Annotated in this window: 12 protein-coding genes; 10 read left to right on the forward strand and 2 right to left on the reverse strand. The window is 50.4% G+C overall.

Annotation, left to right across the window (positions count from 1 at the left end; all coding sequences use genetic code 11):
• Window positions 1-59: 59 nt before the first annotated feature.
• Both D328_RS0120835 and D328_RS0120840 read right to left on the reverse strand, forming a co-directional pair.
• Window positions 60-1,826 carry a sensor histidine kinase gene (locus D328_RS0120835; protein WP_018886979.1) on the reverse strand — a complete coding sequence of 589 codons (1,767 nt, stop codon included), beginning with the start codon at window positions 1,824-1,826 and terminating at the stop codon, window positions 60-62.
• 2 nt (window positions 1,827-1,828) lie between these two features.
• Window positions 1,829-3,385: a response regulator transcription factor gene (locus D328_RS0120840; RefSeq protein ID WP_018886980.1), complete on the reverse strand. Its 1,557-nt coding sequence runs from the start codon at window positions 3,383-3,385 to the stop codon at window positions 1,829-1,831.
• Window positions 3,386-3,824: 439 nt separating this feature from the next.
• Between D328_RS0120840 and D328_RS0120845 the strand changes: the two genes are divergently transcribed.
• From D328_RS0120845 to D328_RS0120885, 10 genes are all read left to right on the forward strand, one after another.
• Window positions 3,825-6,749 (forward strand): NEAT domain-containing protein, encoded by a 2,925-nt coding sequence (locus D328_RS0120845; RefSeq protein ID WP_018886981.1) that lies wholly within the window; start codon window positions 3,825-3,827, stop codon window positions 6,747-6,749.
• A gap of 250 nt (window positions 6,750-6,999) precedes the next feature.
• Window positions 7,000-9,183, forward strand: a complete 2,184-nt coding sequence (locus tag D328_RS0120850; protein WP_018886982.1) for a DUF454 family protein — start codon at window positions 7,000-7,002, stop codon at window positions 9,181-9,183.
• Window positions 9,176-10,834 (forward strand): amino acid ABC transporter ATP-binding/permease protein, encoded by a 1,659-nt coding sequence (locus D328_RS0120855; protein WP_018886983.1) that lies wholly within the window; start codon window positions 9,176-9,178, stop codon window positions 10,832-10,834. Before D328_RS0120850 ends, D328_RS0120855 begins: the two co-directional genes overlap by 8 nt.
• A gap of 3 nt (window positions 10,835-10,837) precedes the next feature.
• Window positions 10,838-11,185 (forward strand): nitrous oxide-stimulated promoter family protein, encoded by a 348-nt coding sequence (locus tag D328_RS30815; protein ID WP_081625321.1) that lies wholly within the window; start codon window positions 10,838-10,840, stop codon window positions 11,183-11,185.
• Between the two features lie 113 nt (window positions 11,186-11,298).
• Window positions 11,299-12,561 carry an S-layer homology domain-containing protein gene (locus D328_RS0120860; protein ID WP_018886984.1) on the forward strand — a complete coding sequence of 421 codons (1,263 nt, stop codon included), beginning with the start codon at window positions 11,299-11,301 and terminating at the stop codon, window positions 12,559-12,561.
• A gap of 3 nt (window positions 12,562-12,564) precedes the next feature.
• Entirely contained in the window at window positions 12,565-13,917 is a 1,353-nt protein-coding gene (locus D328_RS0120865; protein WP_018886985.1) for a heme-binding Shp domain-containing protein, read from the forward strand.
• 88 nt (window positions 13,918-14,005) lie between these two features.
• Complete coding sequence (isdE, locus tag D328_RS29515; protein ID WP_018886986.1) at window positions 14,006-14,899, forward strand: heme ABC transporter substrate-binding protein IsdE; 894 nt, start codon at window positions 14,006-14,008, stop codon at window positions 14,897-14,899.
• 7 nt (window positions 14,900-14,906) lie between these two features.
• Window positions 14,907-15,881, forward strand: coding sequence for a FecCD family ABC transporter permease (locus tag D328_RS0120875; protein ID WP_026281306.1), 975 nt, complete (start codon window positions 14,907-14,909; stop codon window positions 15,879-15,881).
• A gap of 388 nt (window positions 15,882-16,269) precedes the next feature.
• Complete coding sequence (locus D328_RS0120880) at window positions 16,270-17,889, forward strand: SWIM zinc finger family protein (protein ID WP_018886988.1); 1,620 nt, start codon at window positions 16,270-16,272, stop codon at window positions 17,887-17,889.
• Window positions 17,890-17,936: 47 nt separating this feature from the next.
• On the forward strand, window positions 17,937-21,167 hold the full coding sequence (locus D328_RS0120885; protein WP_018886989.1) for a DEAD/DEAH box helicase: 3,231 nt from the start codon (window positions 17,937-17,939) through the stop codon (window positions 21,165-21,167).
• Window positions 21,168-21,330: the final 163 nt, after the last annotated feature.

Here is a 21,330-nt window from a genome sequence, read left to right on the forward strand (position 1 = left end):
TGTAATCGTTACCAAGGTACCGCTTTCATTAGTAATATTTTTGGATTGTAGTAATTTTTTTATTCGATTTGCGGCAATGTAATTTTAACCTTTGTCCCCTCACCCTTCGTGCTGGAGATAGCAACACCATATTGCTCCCCATACAACAAGGCAATTCTATTATTCACATTCTGCACGCCGATGCCAGTAAACAGCTGCCGCTTGCTCTTCGGATTGGGCAGCTCTCCTTGGTTAGAAAGCTCATCCATACCATCCCCGTTATCGACCACTTCTATAATCAGGCGATCACGATCCGACGAGACCAGAATATAGATGGTACCCCCAGGCTTCTCATTAAAGGCATGGAAGAAGGCATTCTCAATGAAAGGCTGAATAATCAACTTGGGCACCTGAAAGTGCATGCAATCTGGGGCCACAAAATAGTTGACCTTGATTCGGTCCCCATAGCGCACATGATTAATGAAGACGTAGTTCTTCATATTCACCAGTTCCTGCTCAATCGTAATCGTCTCACTTACGTTGCTGATGGTGTTCTGAAGCAGGGAAATCAGTGCATTGATCGTCTCGGAGGCCGTCTCCTTATTGCCGCGCTGTACCAGCATCTTGATCGAGGCAAGTGTATTATAGAGGAAATGCGGATTAATCTGACGCTGTAACGCAGCCAGCTCTGCATTGCGCACTTCTTTTTGCGTCTCCATAAGCTTCTGAATGTAATCGTTCAGCTCGTCCAACATGTAATTGTACGCCCTGCCTAGCTCCTTTACCTCGTAGCTGCCAGATACGTCAATATAATTGTGGAAGTCCTTCTCCGTAATACGCGACATCTGCCGCACAAGACGGGTCAGTGAATTCGTCAGTCGCTGAGAAATCAGGAAGACAAGCAGTACGGCAATCCCTACAATGGCTAGACAGATCAAGAGAATGGAATTCACATCAATAATTTGTCCGGCAGCTACCTGACGATCAATCAGATTGACCAGATAAAAGTCGTAGGCAGGAATATACGTGGACAGCACAATATACTCGGTGCCCATGAAGTCTGCATTCTTGTATTTCAGATTGTCACTGCGAATCTCGGACGCATATTCCCTCAGCTCCACTGAATACTGTCCAATGAGATCATCACGATTACTCGATACGACGCGCCCTTGGGCATTCAGTACAACAATATCATTGCCTGCACTGGTGAAATTGGTATAAAACTGCTTAAAGTCCTGCTCTCGGATCGCTACATAAATCCCGCCATAGAGGACACCTGTCGTGCGCTCCATCAATGCCTTCGAGGCCACGATGAAGTGGTCATTCAGATCCCCCCACTGTTCTTCATCGTACTGGTACATCACACGTCTGGGATGCTCCATTGTCTTGGTGATGATAGAATAATCATCCTCTGACGGAATGGGCAGACTCCAATACGTCTGGCCTGTCGAAGAGATACGGCCATTCCTCCCCGTGACCAGTATCTTCACATTATAGGCATCCACATTTGAATTAATCTGATCCATTTGTTGACCCATATTGAAAAAAGAACGGCTGGTCGTAGTGGAATCCGAGGGTCCCTCTGTCAGAAAGTTCTTCACCGTAAGGCTCTGTCCCGCCTGACCTGCAGCATTCACGATCGTATCATTGAACGATTCGAAGCTGCTACGGATCTGGGTGAGGATCTTGGAATTGGTGATGCTGAAGGTATCAATGAAGAGTCGCTCAGACATACGAATCGTAACTAATGAGGTTAGCACACTGACCGTAATAATACTGATGACTGTAACGATAAAGATTTGATTGAACAGCCCATTATACTTCCATCGTGCGAAAAAATTCTTCATACTCATTCTCTTTTCCCATTCATATAACGCCTTCTATACTGGCTGGGCGAGAAGCCCATCAGCTTCTTGAACACCTTGGTAAAATAGCTGTGATCCGAGTAACCCACTCGGCTGCTGATCTCCGAGATAGAATGATCATCATTGCGCAGCATCGTAGCTGCTTTCTCGACCCTGACTTTATTCAAATATTCACTAAAGCCCTCTTTATTATGAGCCGTGAAATAGCTGGACAAGTATGACGGATTGAAATGAAAATGATGTGCTAGCGAGGTCAGACTGAGCGGTTGATCGTAATGCTCTTCAATATACTCCAACAGCTTCTTCATCCCACTATTGCCATGCTGCTGTGCATCGGCGATCTCCCTCTTCACATCGTTCAGGAATGACTGTAGTAAGCCTTTGGCCTCATCCACATGAACTGCTTCATCTATGGACTTAAAATAAGAATACTTGGCGGATTCCAGCGCATGTGTATCATATTCCAGATTACCCAACAGAATCGTAATATTGAATATAGTATTACTAATGAAGGATTTGAATTCGAAAGGTGGTGCTTCATAATGCTCTGACAGCATATCCAGATGCTGATTCAGCAGCTCAAAGGCTCTATCGAATTGCCCCCGCTTCATCTCCTCTGTGAATAGTCTCAGATTAAAAGTTCCCGCCGGTTCCGTTGGAGATCGCATCTCCTCTTCCAGCAATATGTACTGGTCAGGGAAATAAAATTTGGCATCAATCAGCTTCTTCAGACGGTTCTGGAACACCTCACCTACCTGGTTGATTGAATCAAACAGCGAGGTAACAGCCCATACCAGTGTCGGCGCATGCTCCGCTCGCTCATCGGCAAGCAGCTTCAAAGAGTGGACTAGCTCCGGATAAGCCTCCTGCTCAAGATTAGCCAGGTATATATCAAGTCCAGAGGTATTCTCTGCTGATTGATATACGGTACACACCTGAGAATCCAGCACGTCGACAAGCTGCAAGCCCAGTTCGGAGCCAGAATGCTGCAAATAAGTGCGCCCGCCGAGTACACCAATAAGACAAAAGCTCGTGAATGGAAAGCTGTTCGCAGCCAGAGCAGAGGCCTCGTCCGGTTCATATCCAGATAATAGCTTGTCTACGATCCGTTCCACAGATATATTGCCATCCCCTGCTTGGGCGCCATATTGAATAGAGGGAATCTTGCGCGCAGTGCGCTTCAATGTCTCCAGAAGCTCCTGGGTCTCCAGCTTAGGCTTCAGGATATAGTCAGCCACGCCGCTCTGGAAGGTGGAACGTACATAGCTGAATTCACCATAACTGCTTAGTACAATGACCTCCATGTCCGGGTAACGCTGCTTCACGATTCGGGTCAACTCTTCACCATCCAGGACAGGCATTACAATATCTGTAATAATAATATGAGGTCGCAGCTGCTCGATCATCTCCAAAGCCTCACGTCCATTGGAGGCCTCACCGACGATCTGGAAACCGTGGTCTTCCCAATTCAGATGGTGCTTGATTCCTTGTCTGACCAATATTTCATCATCCACAATAAGAATCTTACAAAGTTGTTCCATGACCACACCTCCAGCCCATATTAGGCATCTCTATCTATTGTACCAAGATCCACGCCAACCATTGCAAGAAAATACATTCATTTTTACGAAAGCGCTTCCATTTAATGGTCACTAGACCTTATTGCACATGTATTCCGAAACTGAATCATATCTTACCATAGGTAACCAAATGGGGCAAAATCAAATTTTATTGCCCTTTAGCCATGCCTCCTACCATGAATTGTGACTCAAATCACATATTACTGCTCTACATCCCTTTATAATAACAAATGATAATGATTCTCATTATTAAAAACATACGCTGGCCGCAGCTTTGTCATCCAATACATAATCGGGCAAGGAAGGAGCTCACCAATGGACGAGAGCGTCTAGCAGCAAGAGCCAGCAGCAAGAGTACATGAATGAATTATTTCAATTATATCTAACAGGGGGACAGGGGATGAACCAGAAGGTAAAAGCTTGGCTCAGCGGGTGTATGACAGCCATCTTGGCACTCGCAATAGTGCCTGCGCCCATATACGGGGACAGCATCGTTAACGATGCTGGAATTCAGGCTGCCGAAGCTAACGAGCATTTTTCACAAGAAATTGCTAGTCCAGAGACATTCGAATCTCCCGTAGATTCTGTAAACTCAGCGACTTATGCACTGAATGATAACAAGGATTCCATGTCGTCCATAGCCTCCGTCACCGAGGTAACCTACACCGTTCCTGCAGACGGGCTATACACGGTCGATGTGTATGGCTGGCATGCTACCCGAGACGCTGCTTCTATGATGGGTGGTGCGCTCGACAAAAAAGCTACCCTTAAGGTCAAGGACGGACAAATACTCGCCTCCATCAAGTTCGTGAAGACGAGCATCATGGGGATCGAGGTTACGGGCGACTCCATCAGCGAAGTGTGGCCTGAGCCAGAAGGCGCTACCGAGTTAGGGACTGGAGTCAAGGGTATGGTCCATCCCGAGGAACAAAGCCAGACTTACCAGTTCCCACTCAAGTCTGTGGAGATGCCGAAGCTCGCTATGTATGTCGGAGCTCCGTTGAATAGCGTTCAGAACATTCGTTTGAAATTCGACCTGAGTACATTAACTCCAATCGAAGAGCCAGCTACAGATCCTGTTATTCAGGACGGACTGTACACGGTTGATGTGTATGGCTGGCATGCTACCAGAGACGCTGCTTCCATGATGAGTGGTGCGCTCGACAAAAAAGCTACCCTTAAGGTCAAGGACGGACAAATACTCGCCTCCATCAAGTTCGTGAAGACGAGCATCATGGGAATCGAGGTTACGGGCGACTCCATCAGCGAAGTGTGGCCTGAGCCAGAAGGCGCTACCGAGTTAGGGACTGGAATCAAGGGTACAGTCCATCCCGAGGAACAAAGCCAGACTTACCAGTTCCCACTCAAGTCTGTGGAGATGCCGAAGCTCGCTATGTATGTCGGAGCTCCGTTGAATAGTGTCCAGAACATCCGCTTGAAATTCGACCTGGATACACTGACTCCGATACAAGATGATGAGGAGCCAGGAGAACAACCAGGAGAGAATCCTGCTGAGCCCGATCTTGAAGCCGTACCAGATAGACAGCTTCAAGCCGTTGAGGGCACCCTTTCCATTGCTCCTGCGAATCTGGAGGGTCTGAACAAATCAGCTACATTGGGACTGGTCTTCGATGATATCATCATCGTCTTCCCTGCCCGTCAGCTGCAAGAGCTTCTGGATCAAAATAATGGCGCCAGACTTCAATTAAAATGGAGTCCCTCCACTAGCGAGACACTGAAGGAGATTAAGGGTGCATTAAATAGCAAAGATCTCATTATTTCATCCTTTGACCTTCAATTGGAAGTCGTCAATCATAAGGAAGTTGTGACCCCGATTAGCGGGCTTGGTGGACGTACCAAGATTATCGCGTCCCTGAGCCAACAGCAAGCTTCCCAACTGTTCACATCAACTAGCAGCAAGCTCTACTATTATGATCCTGCTGCTGGAAGCCTGGAGGACATGAACGCCAGCTTTAACCAAGATGCCCTGACCGCATCCTTCTATACCGATCATTTCAGCACCTATTCCATCGTTGGACATAATCCAAGTGGATCACAAGGTGGGGGCAAGCTTGATCCAGCTAATCTGCCGGATGGAGAATACACCATCAAGGGTAGAGCTCTGAAAGAATACTCCGATGAGTCATCCTTAAGCAATTCGCTGATCTCCAACCCAATTGGTATTGAGGTCAGAGGAGGTCATTTAACAGCCATTCTGGTCATGAAGGGCAGTGAAGCCTTCCCACTCAAGGAGGTTCAAGGCCTGTGGTACGAGAACAGGGAGAATGAATTTGAGGAAATTCCATTGGAGTATAACGCATCCAGCAATAGTATCGTGGCGAGATTCTCCTTAACAAGCTTGATGACAGCCCAGAAGATGCAAGTCTCGGTACCTAATATTCTTCCAGATAAGCCAATCTTCCGTCTGGTATTCGACCTGTCTTCTCTTCAGGAGGGGGCCAAGTCCAATATGCCTGACAGCTCTGCGGTGACATCATACTTGATAAAAGCGACAGCAGATCAAGGTGGGAAGATCACTCCAGAAGGTGAAGTAAGCGTCGCTATTCATGAGAACAAGAGCTTTGAGATTACAGCCGACGAGGGCTACCTTCTCAAGGATGTGCTCGTGAATGACAAATCTGTCGGAGCGGTGAGTAGCTATACCTTCGAAAAAGTAACCAGCAACGCTACCATTCATGCCGTGTTTGAGAAGAAGACTGCACAAGTGAATGAAACAGAGGCAACAACAGAAGAAGGTGCAAGCCCGCTCACATCCTCCTTCGTCGATACGCAGGGTCACTGGGCTGAGAGCTATATCCAGCTTGTAGTATCCAAAGGGTTATTCAAGGGAACTGACGAACAACATTTCAGCCCGGATGCCACGTTATCCCGAGGCATGCTACTTACACTGTTAGGACGGCTCCAGGGGCCAAGTGCCGAGAGCTACACCTATACAGCTTTCAAGGATGTGCCTTTGAATCAGTACTACACGACGTATATTACCTGGGCAGTGGATAAAGGCATTGTGCAAGGGGCCGGTAACGGTCTATTCCACCCTGATCAAGCGATTACCCGTCAGGAGCTTGCAGTGATCATGGCCAGCTATCTGAAGCATGCCAAGCTGCAGCCTTCTCTAACAGAGCAGTCTCCTGTATTCAGCGATCAGAAGGAAATATCGACTTGGGCACAAGAAAGTGCCTTGCTGACCGTGAGATCTGGACTGCTGGAGACGAATGATCAAGGTCAATTCTCTCCAAAGGCTACTCTAAGCAGAGCTGAAGCAGCTAAGCTTCTGGCGCTTCTACTGGAACTGACAGGACAATAAGCTTGACGGTAAGAGCAATGTCTATCATCGTACTTTCACAGAAGACAGAATACGTCTAGCTGAAGCTTTTCTTGCGATAATCGAATGGTTCAGCTCCGCTGAAAACTTATAAATTCTATTATCTTAAAAAAGGCCATTCCGAATATGGGATGGCCCCTTTTCTCACTAGTGGAGTTAGCTACTTGAGCTCCATGTTGTCCTGTTGTATATGTTCATTCTATGAAACCAATCCTATTAGGAGGTGTACACTGTGAAGTCGATCTATGTCGGACTTGGCTTTTTCTTTTTTTGCCTCGGCGCGGTAGGTGCTGTGCTACCATTACTTCCTACCACTCCCTTCTTACTACTATCCGCTTTCTTTTTCGCCAAGGGCTCTGACCGCTTCAACCGCTGGTTCACATCTACCAAGCTGTACAAAAATCATCTGGAGAACTTCCTCCAGACTCGTTCCATGAAGCTACGTGCCAAGATTGTAACCGTAGGCTTCGCATCCTGCATGCTCGCGATTCCCTTCATCCTTACCGATTCGATATGGGTACGTGGCGTGATTCTGCTGATCGTCGTGTTCAAATATTACTACTTCATATTTCAAATTAAGACGGAGCGACCTCAGCGAAGCACAACAGCACAGGCTGCTTCAGAAGCAGCCCCTGCGCCCAAGCGCTCCAAAATGATGGATGGCCGATTGCTGTCCATGGTCGCGCATTCACGCAAATACATTGCACTTGGCGTATTCACGAACTGGATCGGTCTCCTGGCTAACATTTGCGCGATCATAACCGTCGCTACCATGCTGCAATACGCTTGGGACGGGAGATTGTCGAGCAGCTTCACGTTTACGGCCTGCCTCATCATTGCCGGGGCAATCGCCATCCGTCTGGTCTGCGCGTATATCTCCAGCCTGCTCTCATGGCGGGCCTCCAACAATGCTAAGCACACCCTGCGCGCCAGACTCTATAGCAAGCTTCTCCGATTAGGATCTGGTTACACAGAACAGACCTCCACCGCCGGAGCTGTTCAGGTCGCTGTCGAGGGGGTTGAGCAGCTCGAGCATTATTTTGGACGTTACATGCCGCAGCTGTTCTATAGTCTGCTTGCCCCTCTTACGCTGTTCGTCACATTATCGTTCATTAGCTTCAAATCAGCACTGATTCTATTGATCTGTGTACCGCTCATCCCCATGTCAATCATTGCTATTATGAAATTCGCCAAAAAGCTGTTCAGCAAATATTGGGGCAGCTACGTCAACCTTGGCAACAGCTTCCTAGAGAACCTACAGGGACTGACTACCCTGAAAATCTATGCAGCTGACCAGCAGCGACACGAGGAGATGAATACGTCTGCGGAGAACTTCCGACAGATCACCATGCGTGTACTGCGGATGCAGCTGAACTCGGTAGCACTCATGGACATAATTGCTTTTGGCGGAGCTGGAATCGGGGTCATCATTGCAGCCACGGAATTCGCAGCTGGGCGGATTCCATTATGGGGAGCCTTGACCGTCATGCTGCTCTCTGCGGAATTCTTCATTCCGCTGCGACTCTTAGGCTCATATTTCCATATCGCTATGAACGGCATGGCAGCTAGTGACAAGATTTTCGAGCTGCTCGCTCTTGAAGAACGAACATCAGGGAATGCAGAGATCCGTGACGGAAGCATTCGTATGGAGCAGCTAAGCTTCTCTTATGCTGACCAAAAACCTTCAGATCGGGATCAGACCAAGAACACGACGCTTCGTGATGTCAGTCTCAACATTCCGCAAGGAAGCCTGACAGCGCTAGTCGGTAAGTCCGGATCAGGCAAAAGCACACTGGCTGCACTAATGATGGGCTCGGCAAGTGGCTATGAAGGACGTCTGATTGTCGGTGGTAGTGAAATGAGAGACATCTCTGAGCGTACAGTTATGCAGCGAATTACTTTGGTAAGTCTGGGCAGCTATATCTTCAAGGGCACGGTAGAAGACAATCTGCGGATGGGTGCCCCTGCTGCAACTAAAGACGCCATGCTCCAGGCACTGGCTCAGGTAAATCTGCGAGACTTCGTCCTCTCTCAGGGCGGACTTGGCTACGAGCTTGAGGAGCAGGGGGCCAATCTCTCAGGCGGGCAACGTCAACGGCTTGCTCTGGCCCGAGCTCTGCTGCATGACAGTGATGTGTATATATTCGATGAAGCCACCTCCAACATTGATGTAGAAAGTGAAGAGAAGATTATGGAGGTTATTCACAATCTGGTTGGTCGCAAAACTGTCATCCTGATCTCACATCGACTAGCGAATGTAGTTCGCGCTGATCGGATTCATGTCCTTTCTGATGGTCAGCTGGTAGAGAGTGGCACACACGAAGAGCTGCTGAGACAACATGGTCATTATGCGGCACTGTTCAACAGCCAGCAGGAAATCGAGCAATATGTCTCAGGAGGAATGGTGTATGCGTAGAAGTGGTCTGAACATTATGTCGAGACTCATAGTATTGCTTGGGCCACTGGTACCCGTCATGCTGGTTACCATAGTACTTGGGGTACTAGGCTTTCTCGTAGCTATAGCCATTACGGTACTAGGCGGCTATCTGCTGCTCTATGGCATTGGACTCGGTGACAGCTCCTTGCAGCCTGGCTATCTCATGCTCGCTATAGCGGCGTGCGCCGTTCTGCGCGGGCTGCTGCGGTACGGCGAACAGCTGAGTGGTCATTATATCGCCTTCAAGCTGCTCGCGGTGCTGAGAGACAAAGTCTTCCACGCCTTGCGCAGACTGGCACCAGCCAAGCTTGAGGGTCGGGATAAAGGCAACCTGATTGCCGTCATCACGACGGATATTGAGCTGCTTGAAGTATTTTACGCGCATACGATCGCTCCCATCGTGATTGGAATCACGACCTCGTTGATTATGACCATATTCATCGCCACCTATCACAGTACACTGGCATGGATTGCTGTCGCTGCTTATATTACGGTCGGACTGATTATTCCTGTCGTGACCTCACGCATGGCCAAACGCCAGGGCATGGAGTACCGGAATAGCTTCGGCGTCCTTAGCAGCTACTTCCTGGAAAGTCTGCGTGGCATGAAGGAATCCATTCAATATGAGCATGGAGAGGCTCGGATGCAGCGCATCACAGCTATGACCGAGGACCTGGAGAAGAAGCAAAAAACGCTCAAGAAGCATGAGGGCGTAACACGTGCACTCTCCGAGTCAGCCGTGCTTGGCTTCTCCTTCATTCTGCTGCTCGTTGCTCTTCAGCTTCAATCAACAGGAGCGCTGGGTTATAGTGGTGTGCTAATACCAACCATTGCCCTCTTCAGCTCCTTCGGCCCCGTCGTGGCACTCAGCCAGTTGTCCAACAATCTGCTGCAGACCTTTGCCAGCGGAGAACGACTGCTTCAGCTATTGGATGAGGAAGAGACCGTTAAAGAGGTAACGACCGGAAGTGAGCCACCATTCACTGGCGCGAAGTGGGATCGCATCAACTTCACGTATGACGGAGCTCCCGTGCTGAATGACATTCATATCCCTGTGAATCGCAGCCGCATCCTGGGGATTACAGGGAAAAGCGGTTCAGGTAAATCTACGCTGCTCAAGCTGTTAATGCGCTTCTACGATCCGCAAACCGGCTCCGTCCAGATCGCAGGCCAAGATATTCGTACAGTAAATACTGCAGCTCTACGGAATCTGCAAAGCTATGTCACACAGGATACCTTCCTGTTCAATGATACGATCGAGGCCAATATCCGTATCGGAAGGGCGAACGCGACTCCCGAACAGATCGAAGCCGCAGCCCGCAAAGCATCTGTACATGACTTCATCATGTCCCTACCAGAAGGCTATCAGACGAAGGTTGGAGAGCTTGGAGACCGCTTGTCTGGTGGAGAGAAGCAACGAATTGGTCTGGCACGTGCCTTCGTTCGTGAGGCACCACTCATGCTGCTGGATGAGCCAACCAGTAATCTGGACGGCTTCAACGAAGCTGTCATCCTCCGAGCCCTGAACCAGGAGCGTGCAGGGAGGACCATAGTCCTCGTCTCCCACCGTGCTTCTACAATGAGCATTGCTGACGAGGTACATCATATTGATAATGGAAGAGTGTCCTAAATTATGGATAATGGGAATAATCGTATCGCATCTGAGAAATACATTGTAGAGAAGATGATTATTGTCTTTTGCCGCGGACACAGACATTCTAGTAACCATTCCAGTCTGTGTCCCGAGTGCAACGAGTTGCTGAGTTACGCCCACAAGCGTCTCGATCAATGCCGATTCGGAGAATCCAAGAGCTTTTGCGAGCAATGTCCCATTCATTGCTACTCACGCCAGATGAGAGCCCGGATCAAGGAGGTTATGCGTTACTCAGGGCCGCGGATGTTACTCTACCATCCAGGTCTAGCCCTTAAGCACATGGCCTCCAGCACCTTGTACCGACTCAGACAACGAATGAGCACATGAAGGCAATTCTACGTGCTGGGGAGCCATGAACGAACAACTGAGCTATACAGCGAATAACTAAGCCATGTAAAGAATAACTGAGCTACGCACACATTCGAAAGGAGAATACAAACATGTTCACAAGCCATAAAAGGAACACGCGCTGGGGTGCCACGATCATCTACTCTCTGGCAGCAACGCTCATATGGTCGGGTATTGCAGCACCAACGACCACGGCAATTGCAGCGGCATCTAGTGTCCAAGCGGTGACCTCATTGGAGGATGGGCTCTACACCATCTCTGCTCAAGCACTCAAGGAGAATAGCGACGAAGTATCCATGAGCAACGCACTGATCTCCAGAACCGTACTGCAGATCAAGAATGGACAGCCCTCCGCTATCCTTCTTCTGCAAGGGAATGCCTACATTCCGCTAAAAGAAGTAAAGGGGCTGTGGTATCAGGATGCTACAGGCAGCTTCAAGGAGATTCCACTGCTATTTAACGAGAGTACCAATTCAATCGAGGCTGTCGTCCCTCTGCAAAGCATAGAGAAGCCGCAGAGCATGCAGGTCTCCGTCCCCTTCATCATGGGAGAGGAGAAGCCCAAATTCCGCCTGAGCCTGGATACGACCTCACTGCAGACGAAGGCTGCAACCACTGAAAAGACTAATGAGAAGGCTAATGATAAGGAAGCGTCTAATGCAGCAGCTACCGTTGAGAGTGGTAAAGGGGCTGTGAAAGAGGCTGCAGGTGAGACTGCAAAAGAGAATGTAAAAGAGAATGTAAAAGAAACGGGTAAAGAAGCTCCCGTAGCGACCAGCTCACAGGTATTCTCAGATATGCAAGGACATTGGGCCCAACAGGAGGTCGCCGTAGTCACCTCTCTGGGATTGTTCAACGGTACCGATGCGACACACTTCAGCCCCGAGCAATCCGTCACGCGTGGCATGCTGGCTACTGTGCTCGGCAGACACGCAGGTGTCGAGTCTACCTCAACACCTGCCTCTTCCTTTACCGATGTACCTGCCGGGAAATATTATACGAGCTATGTATCCTGGGCTGCTGAGCGCGGGCTCGTCAAAGGCACAGGTCAGGGCTTGTTCGCACCTGAACGTCCTGTCACTCGTGAGGAAGCAGCTGTGATTATCGCTGCCTACATAAAGGATACAGGAATCTCGTTGGCTGCACAGGCTGAGGGGCAGACTCGACCTGTATACCAGGATGACTCTGAGATCAGCTCCTGGGCAACAACACAGGTACAACAGCTGCTACAGGCCGGGATCATGACCAGCAAGGATGACCAGCATTTTGCACCGAAGACACCAGCTACTCGTGCCGAGATCGCCAGCATGCTAACCAAGGGGTTGAACCTTGACTCCACTGGAAAGCAGGAATAACGGATGTCCAGGCGATATTTCACTTCCATCGTCACAGTAGGCTTGGCCTGCATGCTGCTTGTGGTGATAGGTCCGCTATTCGGAGGTACAGCGACTGCTGCTGGGCTGGATAAGGGACTATACCTTTTGGACAACAAGACTTATTACACGAATCCAGACACGGGCAAGGTAGATGATGGCGGTGATACCTCCATTGGTAACGGCATGAGCCGTAATGTCACCTACTCCAAGTCCCTGCTGGAGGTTCGAGACGGAAAGTACCTGGTCACGCTGAGAATGAAGATGATCTCGTATATTAGCAAGGTTACTATTCATGTTCAGAAGTCCAAGGGGGACGGAGCTGCATACTCTCCTGTATCGTTCAAGATTACTGGAGAGAACAAGGCAGAGGATACCCGCGACTATCAGTTCGAGGTCAGTGACCCGACCTTGTTCATCAAGCCAGTCATTTATGTGGAGCCTATGGGGCGTGATGTGGTGTATTTCGTCAGCCTGCTTGAAGATTCAGCTCAGCCAGACAAAGGCTCCTTCCAAGCCTATAACCAGACTAGCAAGCAGCAAACGTCCGCAGCTGAGCCAGAGCTACCGCAAGGAATCAGTATGGAGTCGAGCGACAATTCGGTTAGTCACAACAAGTCCACGGCCTCAACTTCTGGTCCAGCGGCTAACCCAAAATCAGGGAATAGCGGTACCCCTCAAGGGGACTCATCTTCGGATGACAAGAATGACAAGGCTGGTAAAACAGATAAAGCAGGCGACGCGTCTTCCAAGCAGAAGCAAAATGCAACTCCAGCACTTCCAAGTGAAGGAAAGCAATCGACAGCCGGTACAGTCAACTCAGCCAATACAGCCAGTCAAGCTAATAAGGAAAAGCAATCCATACCAACGGTCAGCGCTTCCGCCTCAACATCCGACGCAGAAGCTCAGGACTCCACTGATCTGACTGCTAACAAAGCTCACTCCGCTGCCCAGCAAACTTCTGAGCAACAGGCAACTGAGCAACATACTGAGAGCGGAGACACGAATCCGGCAGGTGAACCCAGCTCATCTGCCGAGCAGATGGATGCAACGGCCAAAGACGGAACTGTCGCCAGCGAGCAGGCAACTGAAGGAGTAGCAGCCCCCATAGCGACAGATATCACTGCATCCGGGGCCGACGATAGCGATGATGAAGTAGGAATCGTCGAGTTCGATCAGAGCGGTGCCCGGCAGAATGAGCGTGCTGCCTCTGCAACGGAGGATGAAGGCGGTAGGAGCGGATCACTCCTCTCCATGCCCGCACTGCTACTAGTTCTGCTTGCAGTATGTGCAGCAGGCCTGTATTTAATGAAGTTAATGAAGCTGCGGAAGAAGTAACAGACCTGGGAATTCAGATGATTGATCTTGTAAGGTACAGCTAGAAAAAAACTGGAACGGAGTTATCCAGCTAAGGAGTCGGAATGACGTGTTGAAGAAACGATTAACCCTCTTCCTGTGTGCCGCCATGCTGGCGATGCTTCCCGCCTGTGCAGTACGCGCAAAAACAGATTCGAATGCTGCGAGTACACAACAGCCGCGGATTATTAGCACCTCAGCGGCATTATGTATGATACTCGATAAGCTAGAGCTTGACCTGGTAGGTGTACCGGACACTGCCTTCGCTTTGCCTGAGCGCTATAAGGACTCTGTTCAGATTGGGCAGCCCATGACACCCGATCTGGAGATTATTAAGTCCCTACGCCCGACAGATGTGATCAGCCCAAACACCCTGCAATATGATCTGAAGCCCCAATATGAAGGCATCCAAGTACCCGCTACTTTCGTGAATCTGGGAAGTGTCGAGGGTATGCTGAAGAGCACCGAGCAGCTCGGGGTAAAATATAACCGCACGAAGCAGGCAGAGGTGCTACGACAGCAATTTGAGGCGTACATGGCAGAGCTGCGCACAGATATCGCAGATCAAGCCAAACCAAAGGTGCTCATACTAATGGGTCTTCCGGGCTCGTATATGGTTGCTACTGAAAAATCCTATGCCGGCAATCTGGTCAAGCTCGCTGGTGGAGATAATGTGCTGAAGGATCAGGAAGAGGCATTGCTTACACTCAACACGGAGGCCCTCTCCAAGCTTGATCCGGATATTATTCTGCGCACCTCCCATGCCATGCCAGAAATGGTACAAGAGATGTTCCGCGAGGAATTTGCCACAAGTGATATCTGGAAGCATTTTAGAGCCGTGCAGGCTGGTGACGTATACGATCTGAGCAATGAGCGCTTCGGCATGAGCGCCAATCTGAACTACCAGGAAGCGCTGGATGAATTGAGGGCGATATTCTACGGAGAGCCTGCGCATGAATCATAGTCTCACACTGAAAAGGAAACTTGCCCACTGTATTGCACTGACTGTACTACTTATTATTCTGGTGGGCATAGCCGTGAATCTGGGTAGCATCCAGGTGACGTATTCGGAGCTGTTCAGGGGACTATTCATCGAATATAACGAGATGGTAGAGATTATATATGATCTGCGCTTTCCGCGAATCATCATCTCCCTGCTGTCTGGAGCTGCATTAGCGGTATCTGGCGTACTGCTGCAGGCGGTCATGAAGAATCCCTTGGCTGATCCAGGTATTATAGGGATTTCCAGTGGTGCGAATCTGACAGCCGTGATCGTGATTATGTGGTTGCCTCAACTGTACTTTCTCAGCCCTCTGTTCGCCTTTGTCGGCGGGGTGGCTGCCTGCGCTCTCGTCTTCCTCTTCTCCTGGCGGGGTGGCTTTCAGGCGCTGCAGATTATTCTGACTGGTATTGCAATCCATGCCGTCTTCACTGGATTACTGGATGCGCTAGGGTATATGACCGGGGGCAAACAGAGCATCGTCATGTCGATGGTGCGATCCAATATTTCCATGAAGACCTGGGATGATGTACGAACGCTGGCTTATTATGTGCCCCCTGGCCTGTTATTAGCATTCTTCACGATTCGTTATTGTAATCTGCTAGGGCTGGAGGAGAAAGTCATTCGTAATCTCGGCGTACGTGTAGCCAGTGTTAGACTGTGTGTATCAGCCGTGGCCGTGCTGCTGGCGAGCATCTCCACAGCTGTGGCGGGTACGATGGCCTTCGTCGGCCTGATTGCCCCACATATTGCCCGCCTGTTGGTAGGCTCCAATCATAAGTGGCTCATTCCATTCTCGATCCTACTTGGGAGCTTCACCGTACTGCTGGCTGATACGCTTGGCCGTTATGTAGCAAGACCTTATGAAATTCCCGCTTCAATCGTCATGGCTGTTCTGGGCGGTCCCTTCTTCATCTTCCTGCTCTGGAGGAAGACCCGGAGATAAAGGGCAGGAATACGAACTGCTAGCACTTCTAAATGTTTTTAACAAAACAATCTGAAACAGTTCATCCCTTTGTTCGATTGGCTCGATTCGTCAAAAGTAAAAGGATCATCGTTTCTCGTTGAGAAGCGGCGATCCTTTTTTTCACTTATTCAAAATCCCCATTCATAGTATCCCACACCCGCTCTAGTACTTACTTTCCTCGTAAAAATGAAGGCCGTCGCCCTATATTCCGAATACTTGTTCCCCTTGCAACCTCAATAGCTGGTATAATATCAAGTAATTATATTCAACTCGATCAGGTTAACTACGCTTGACCAACTATAATTTAGTTCAAGTTCATATCTTGATTGCCCATCACCAGATTTGAAGATTAGGGGATTACCTTACCATGAGTACACATTCAGAAAGGAATCTAACGGAACAGCATTGGCATACCTTAATTCGTCAGATAGCTGATACCTTCGACGATCTTACCATTAAGCGTGGCTTCTCTCTATTTACCCAGGGGCGGATTAAGGAGATTGAATATCCACCTGGATTAATCTGTGCAGTCGTGGACGATAAGGAGCCTCAGGAGGTTGTCATACAGCTGAACACCGTTGAGCAGAGCCGCTGTACCTGCGGTGTAGAGGGCTGCAAGCACATGATTGCTGCACTGCTAGGCTATACCAAGGCTCACGGAGGGCCTATCCCTGCCATTGTCAATGCAGGCATAAGCCCTTCTGCAAGGAAAGGCCAGCAGACGGAGGGCAATACGGTTGTTGTGGATCTGGCAGAGCGTCCCATACCGACATGGCACGAATTGTTTCGTCAATGCACAGCCTCCTTCCGGTTGCATGCACCTGACGGATTGATGATTCATGAAGCGATAAATTCCATCCTAAGACTGCAGCCCCAATGGTCGTACCAGATGGAGCGACTGTATCTTCTTCATGCACGCCTGTATGTGCTGGAGCAGCTTATTCGCCCTCTTCATGAGCGCGGTCGGTCGGCGCCTTACCATATTAGTTATCATTTGCAGGTAGCGATAGACGATCAGAGTACCTTGATTATGCAGATGCTTAAGGAACCGCTGGAGAACGTTACGGAGGCGGATCGCTCCTACTATCTACCACGCCTAGACGAGACACTAGACTACCTGCGGCGCCTACTGCTGATTGAGCCTGAGCAGATTCAGTTATACTCGGACTTCTACGACTTGTTCTGGCAGCAGTGGCTAAGACCGCAATGGATTGATTCATCTAAAGGCACCATGACACATAAGCCGATGGAAATGGAGCTGGCACAGCTCGAAGCAGCCTATGAGGTGGCTGGGAGTACACGCTCAGCATCACGACTCCAATTGGCGCAGAGCCGCATGTTCTGGGGGATGCAGCAGGATGAGCAGGCTAGACAATTACTGCAGGACGCCGCTCAAGCCAGAGAAGCCGCTGGAAGACAGCTGCTGCGCTACCTGGAGGAGCTCCAGCAGAGTGCAGGCTGGCTCCGATTACAGGAGTGGCTACTTGCTTTCCCACCCCAGTCAGGCTCAAGTCTACTGCGCTCAAGTCAGCTCAAGGTGTATGCATCGTACTGGGAGGAGGTCCTCCTCCATCACCCAGAAGCAGAGCAACAGATGTGGAGCACGCTGGCTGGCCTGCCAGGCAAGGGAAAAGTGTTGTACACTGAATTGCTGCACACGCATAGAGAATGGAGACGCTGGATTGACTTCCAGCTCAGCACAGGTGCCGAGCCGCTGGATTATCGAGTGAGCATGCTCCAGCCTATAGAGAAGGATGCCCCTGAATTACTTCTTCCCTGGTATCATCAGGCTGTCGAGCGCTACATTGTCCAGAAGAACCGAACCGGCTACAAGGCTGCAGTCAAGCTTATGAAAAGATTGTCCAAGCTCTACACCAAGCTGAAGCGGACAGAGCGATGGGATGATTTCATGGCTGCCTTCCTTAATCGTCACAGTCGTCTTCGGGCGCTGCAGGAAGAGCTGCGCAAGAGCAAATTACTCTCTTAGTCACCATCGGGATTATATTCTTCACATAATAAGGATGAGATTACAGTATGGAGTTTAATTCAGTTATAGATACCATGACGGTGCACGTGCATATGACCGAATATGGCGATGCTCTCATTTATGGTCACGATGGCTTACAGCGCCCCTTGCAGGGCATCGTGCTCAAGCAGCGTCTCTTCGCATGGGACGAGACATCCTATTACGGGACGGAGCTAGCGGTTCAGCAGGCTGGAGATACAGAGATTGTTCTACTTCCTGCTGAGCAGGTGCTTCCATTCTTCGCAGCTGGAGCTTGGCCAGTCCACATCGAATGGCATTGGAACGAGGATGCCACCCGATTACAGCGGCTGGCCCCTCTGCTAATCGGCTGCTTGAGAGCAGGTCATTATGCTCCTGATCTACAGAGCTTTCGAAACGGCTCTCTTCACTGGTCACCCGATCCCAAGGTACTGAAGCCTTCAGAACGAAGCCTAGTGAAGGAATTAAGAGTGAAGCGGAAAGAAGTCGAGCTACAAGACTCCGGCTTCGCCCAAGGCATCCTTGCTGCCTTCTCAGCCAGCGTATTTCATGAATGCTATGGTACGCAGGAGCAAGCAGCAGATCTTCGCCGTGATTACCCGGCATTGTTCGCGACGGAGGGTGTATGGGAAGGTATGGATGAGCAGACTTGGCTCGCTCATATTGGTTGGACAGCAGAGACCATGCCATTCCGACCACTTCTGCAGCTGCTGGAGCCCATCATGGAGAGCGAAATGACGGACGCTGTTATGTCTGAAGCAAGTTCTGCTGACCCCGCTCATCCTGAGCCCGAATGGCATCTGCAGTTGGTGCTTCAGGCCATACACGATCACGCAGAGCTATACCCGGTATGGCTGGATAGGGATGGACAAGCCCACGGCTCCTGGCCCGAGCTATGGACTGCAATGATACGCGAGCGTTCAGAGAGCTGGACGCAACGGATTCAAGCTTGTCTACCCGGAATCACCCAGCAGGCCATTGAACGTGCTGAAGGTTCGTCCATACTGGACAAGCCGCTGAGCAACCTGGAGGCCTGGCAGTTCCTGACGGTCGACAGCAAACGATTGCTGGAGAGCGGCTGGCAAGTATTGCTGCCAGCATGGTGGGAGGCCGCTTCACGACGCAAGCCTCGGCTTCGTGCCAAGCTGCAGGAGGGTGAGGGCGAAGCCCGTGGACGCTCCTTCTTCGGACTGAACAGCCTGATTGAATTCGACTGGCGTATCGCAATCGGCGAGCAGGAGCTGTCTGAGGAGGATTTCGCAGCCCTGGTCGCTCGTAACGAGCGGCTCGTCCGCTTCCGTGAGCAATGGATTCCACTCGATCCTGCTCTGCTGGAGCAGATTCGTCAGGCTATGCGAAGCATGAATCGCAAGCGCGGGTTATCGTTCCAGGATGTACTCCAGCTCCAATTGCGTGGCGGTTATATAAGAATCGCATCCGAGGGCGAGACAGAGGCAGGCGACGGTACTGAGGATGCATCCCAGCTGCAGCTGGAGGTCGAGCTGAATGATCATCTGCAGCAGGTGATCGAGCGGCTCACCCAGCAGTCGGACTGGCCGCTCTTGCCTGCCCCGAATGGGCTACAGGCTGAGCTGCGTTCCTACCAGCTTCAGGGCTTCTCATGGATGGCATATATGCGCTCTCTAGGCCTTGGTGGATGTCTGGCGGACGATATGGGTCTCGGCAAGACCATTCAGTTCATTACCTATCTCTTGCATGTCAAAGAGACCCGACAGGCCGCTCTATCATCTGCTGACCATGCCAAGAGACATGAAGCTACATCTGATGAAGCTCAGATAACGAATACCAGTCAGAGGACTCGTCCTTCTCAGAAGGAAGCAGACCACAACAGCACATCTCTACCTTCTTGGCTGGCCGAACACGCTGAGCCGGGCGCCTCACTTCTGATCTGCCCGACCTCTGTACTGGGGAACTGGCAAAAGGAGCTACAGCGCTTCGCACCCTCCCTGAGAATCATGCTTCACTATGGGAGCGGGAGAGCCAAAGATGCGGAATTTGCTACTGCCGTCGCGAGCGTTGATATTGTGCTCACCTCCTTCGCCACGGCTGCCCTTGATCAGGAGCTGCTGCAGAAGTTCACTTGGGAGTCGCTTTGTCTGGATGAAGCACAAAACATCAAAAACGCTCAGACCCGTCAATCCGCAGCTGTTCGTACCTTCCCTGCCAAGCACCGTATTGCCTTGACGGGAACACCGATTGAGAATCGGTTGGCGGAGCTATGGTCCATCTATGATTTTGCCAATCCAGGCTATCTGGGTAGCGCACAGGCCTTCCAGAATCGATTTGCAAAGGCGATCGAGAAGGATGGAGACGAGCATAAGACAGCAGAGCTACAGAAGCTCGTACAGCCCTTCATGCTCCGACGCAAGAAGAAGGATCCTTCCATTCAATTGGACCTGCCTGACAAAAATGAAATGAAGACCTACATTCACCTGACGCCAGAGCAGAGCGCACTCTACGATCAGACCGTGCGTGAGCTGATGTCCCAGGTTCAGGTGCTGGAGGGAATGAAGCGCAAGGGTGCCATTCTCTCAGCTCTTACGAAGCTGAAGCAGCTGTGCAACCACCCTGTGCTGCTGACCAAGGAGGACATCTCCTCCACCATGTCTGGCGCTACCAGCCTAACCGAAGTGGAGCAGGAGATGAATGACGCTGCAATGATTGCCCGCTCGTCCAAGCTGGAACGCCTCCTCGGCATGGTGCAGGAGCTACGGGAAGCGGATGAGCGCTGTCTGATCTTCACGCAATATTTAGGGATGGGCAATATACTACAACAGATATTGCAGCGCGTGCTCGGCGAACCAGTGCTGTATCTGCATGGCGGCACCTCGAAGAAGGCCCGTGACCGAATGATTGAAGAGTTCCAGTCTGAGGCTCTTTCCCCCTCAACACGCCCTGCCGTGTTCATCCTGTCGATTAAGGCAGGCGGGGTCGGCTTGAATCTGACGGCTGCCAATCATGTCTTTCATTTCGATCGCTGGTGGAACCCGGCTGTCGAGAACCAGGCGACCGACCGTGCGTACCGAATGGGCCAGACCAAGGACGTTCAGGTGCACAAATTCATTGCCTTGGGCACGCTCGAAGAACGCATTGACGAGATGCTTGAGAGCAAGCAGCAGCTTAGTGAGCATATCATCTCCAGCTCCGAGGGCTGGATTACGGAGCTTACAACCGAAGAACTGGGCGAGCTGATTACGCTCCGCAAGGATTGGACAGCCTCAGACGCCTCAAGGCCTTGAGAGCGCGAGGACTCGAGATTAGCATTTTGCATAAATCCGATTGTTTCCGCTTGTAGAATCGTCTGCATTCGACACCATGTGCTGCCAGACCTTAGCGAATGGTTATGGATTTATGCAAAATGCCTTTTAAATTCATGAACAATACTTGTTTCTTCGTAATCTA

This window comes from Paenibacillus massiliensis 2301065 = DSM 16942 (genome assembly GCF_000377505.1).
Lineage (GTDB): Bacteria > Bacillota > Bacilli > Paenibacillales > Paenibacillaceae > Paenibacillus > Paenibacillus massiliensis.

Coding starts and splice junctions, on each gene's coding strand:
- D328_RS0120885 (WP_018886989.1), top strand. CDS start 17,937: ATGGAGTTTAATTCAGTTATAGATACCATGACGGTGCACGTGCATATG.
- D328_RS0120865 (WP_018886985.1), top strand. CDS start 12,565: ATGTCCAGGCGATATTTCACTTCCATCGTCACAGTAGGCTTGGCCTGC.
- D328_RS0120860 (WP_018886984.1), top strand. CDS start 11,299: ATGTTCACAAGCCATAAAAGGAACACGCGCTGGGGTGCCACGATCATC.
- D328_RS0120835 (WP_018886979.1), bottom strand. CDS start 1,826: ATGAAGAATTTTTTCGCACGATGGAAGTATAATGGGCTGTTCAATCAA.
- D328_RS30815 (WP_081625321.1), top strand. CDS start 10,838: ATGGATAATGGGAATAATCGTATCGCATCTGAGAAATACATTGTAGAG.
- D328_RS0120845 (WP_018886981.1), top strand. CDS start 3,825: ATGAACCAGAAGGTAAAAGCTTGGCTCAGCGGGTGTATGACAGCCATC.
- D328_RS0120840 (WP_018886980.1), bottom strand. CDS start 3,385: ATGGAACAACTTTGTAAGATTCTTATTGTGGATGATGAAATATTGGTC.
- D328_RS0120880 (WP_018886988.1), top strand. CDS start 16,270: ATGAGTACACATTCAGAAAGGAATCTAACGGAACAGCATTGGCATACC.
- D328_RS0120855 (WP_018886983.1), top strand. CDS start 9,176: ATGCGTAGAAGTGGTCTGAACATTATGTCGAGACTCATAGTATTGCTT.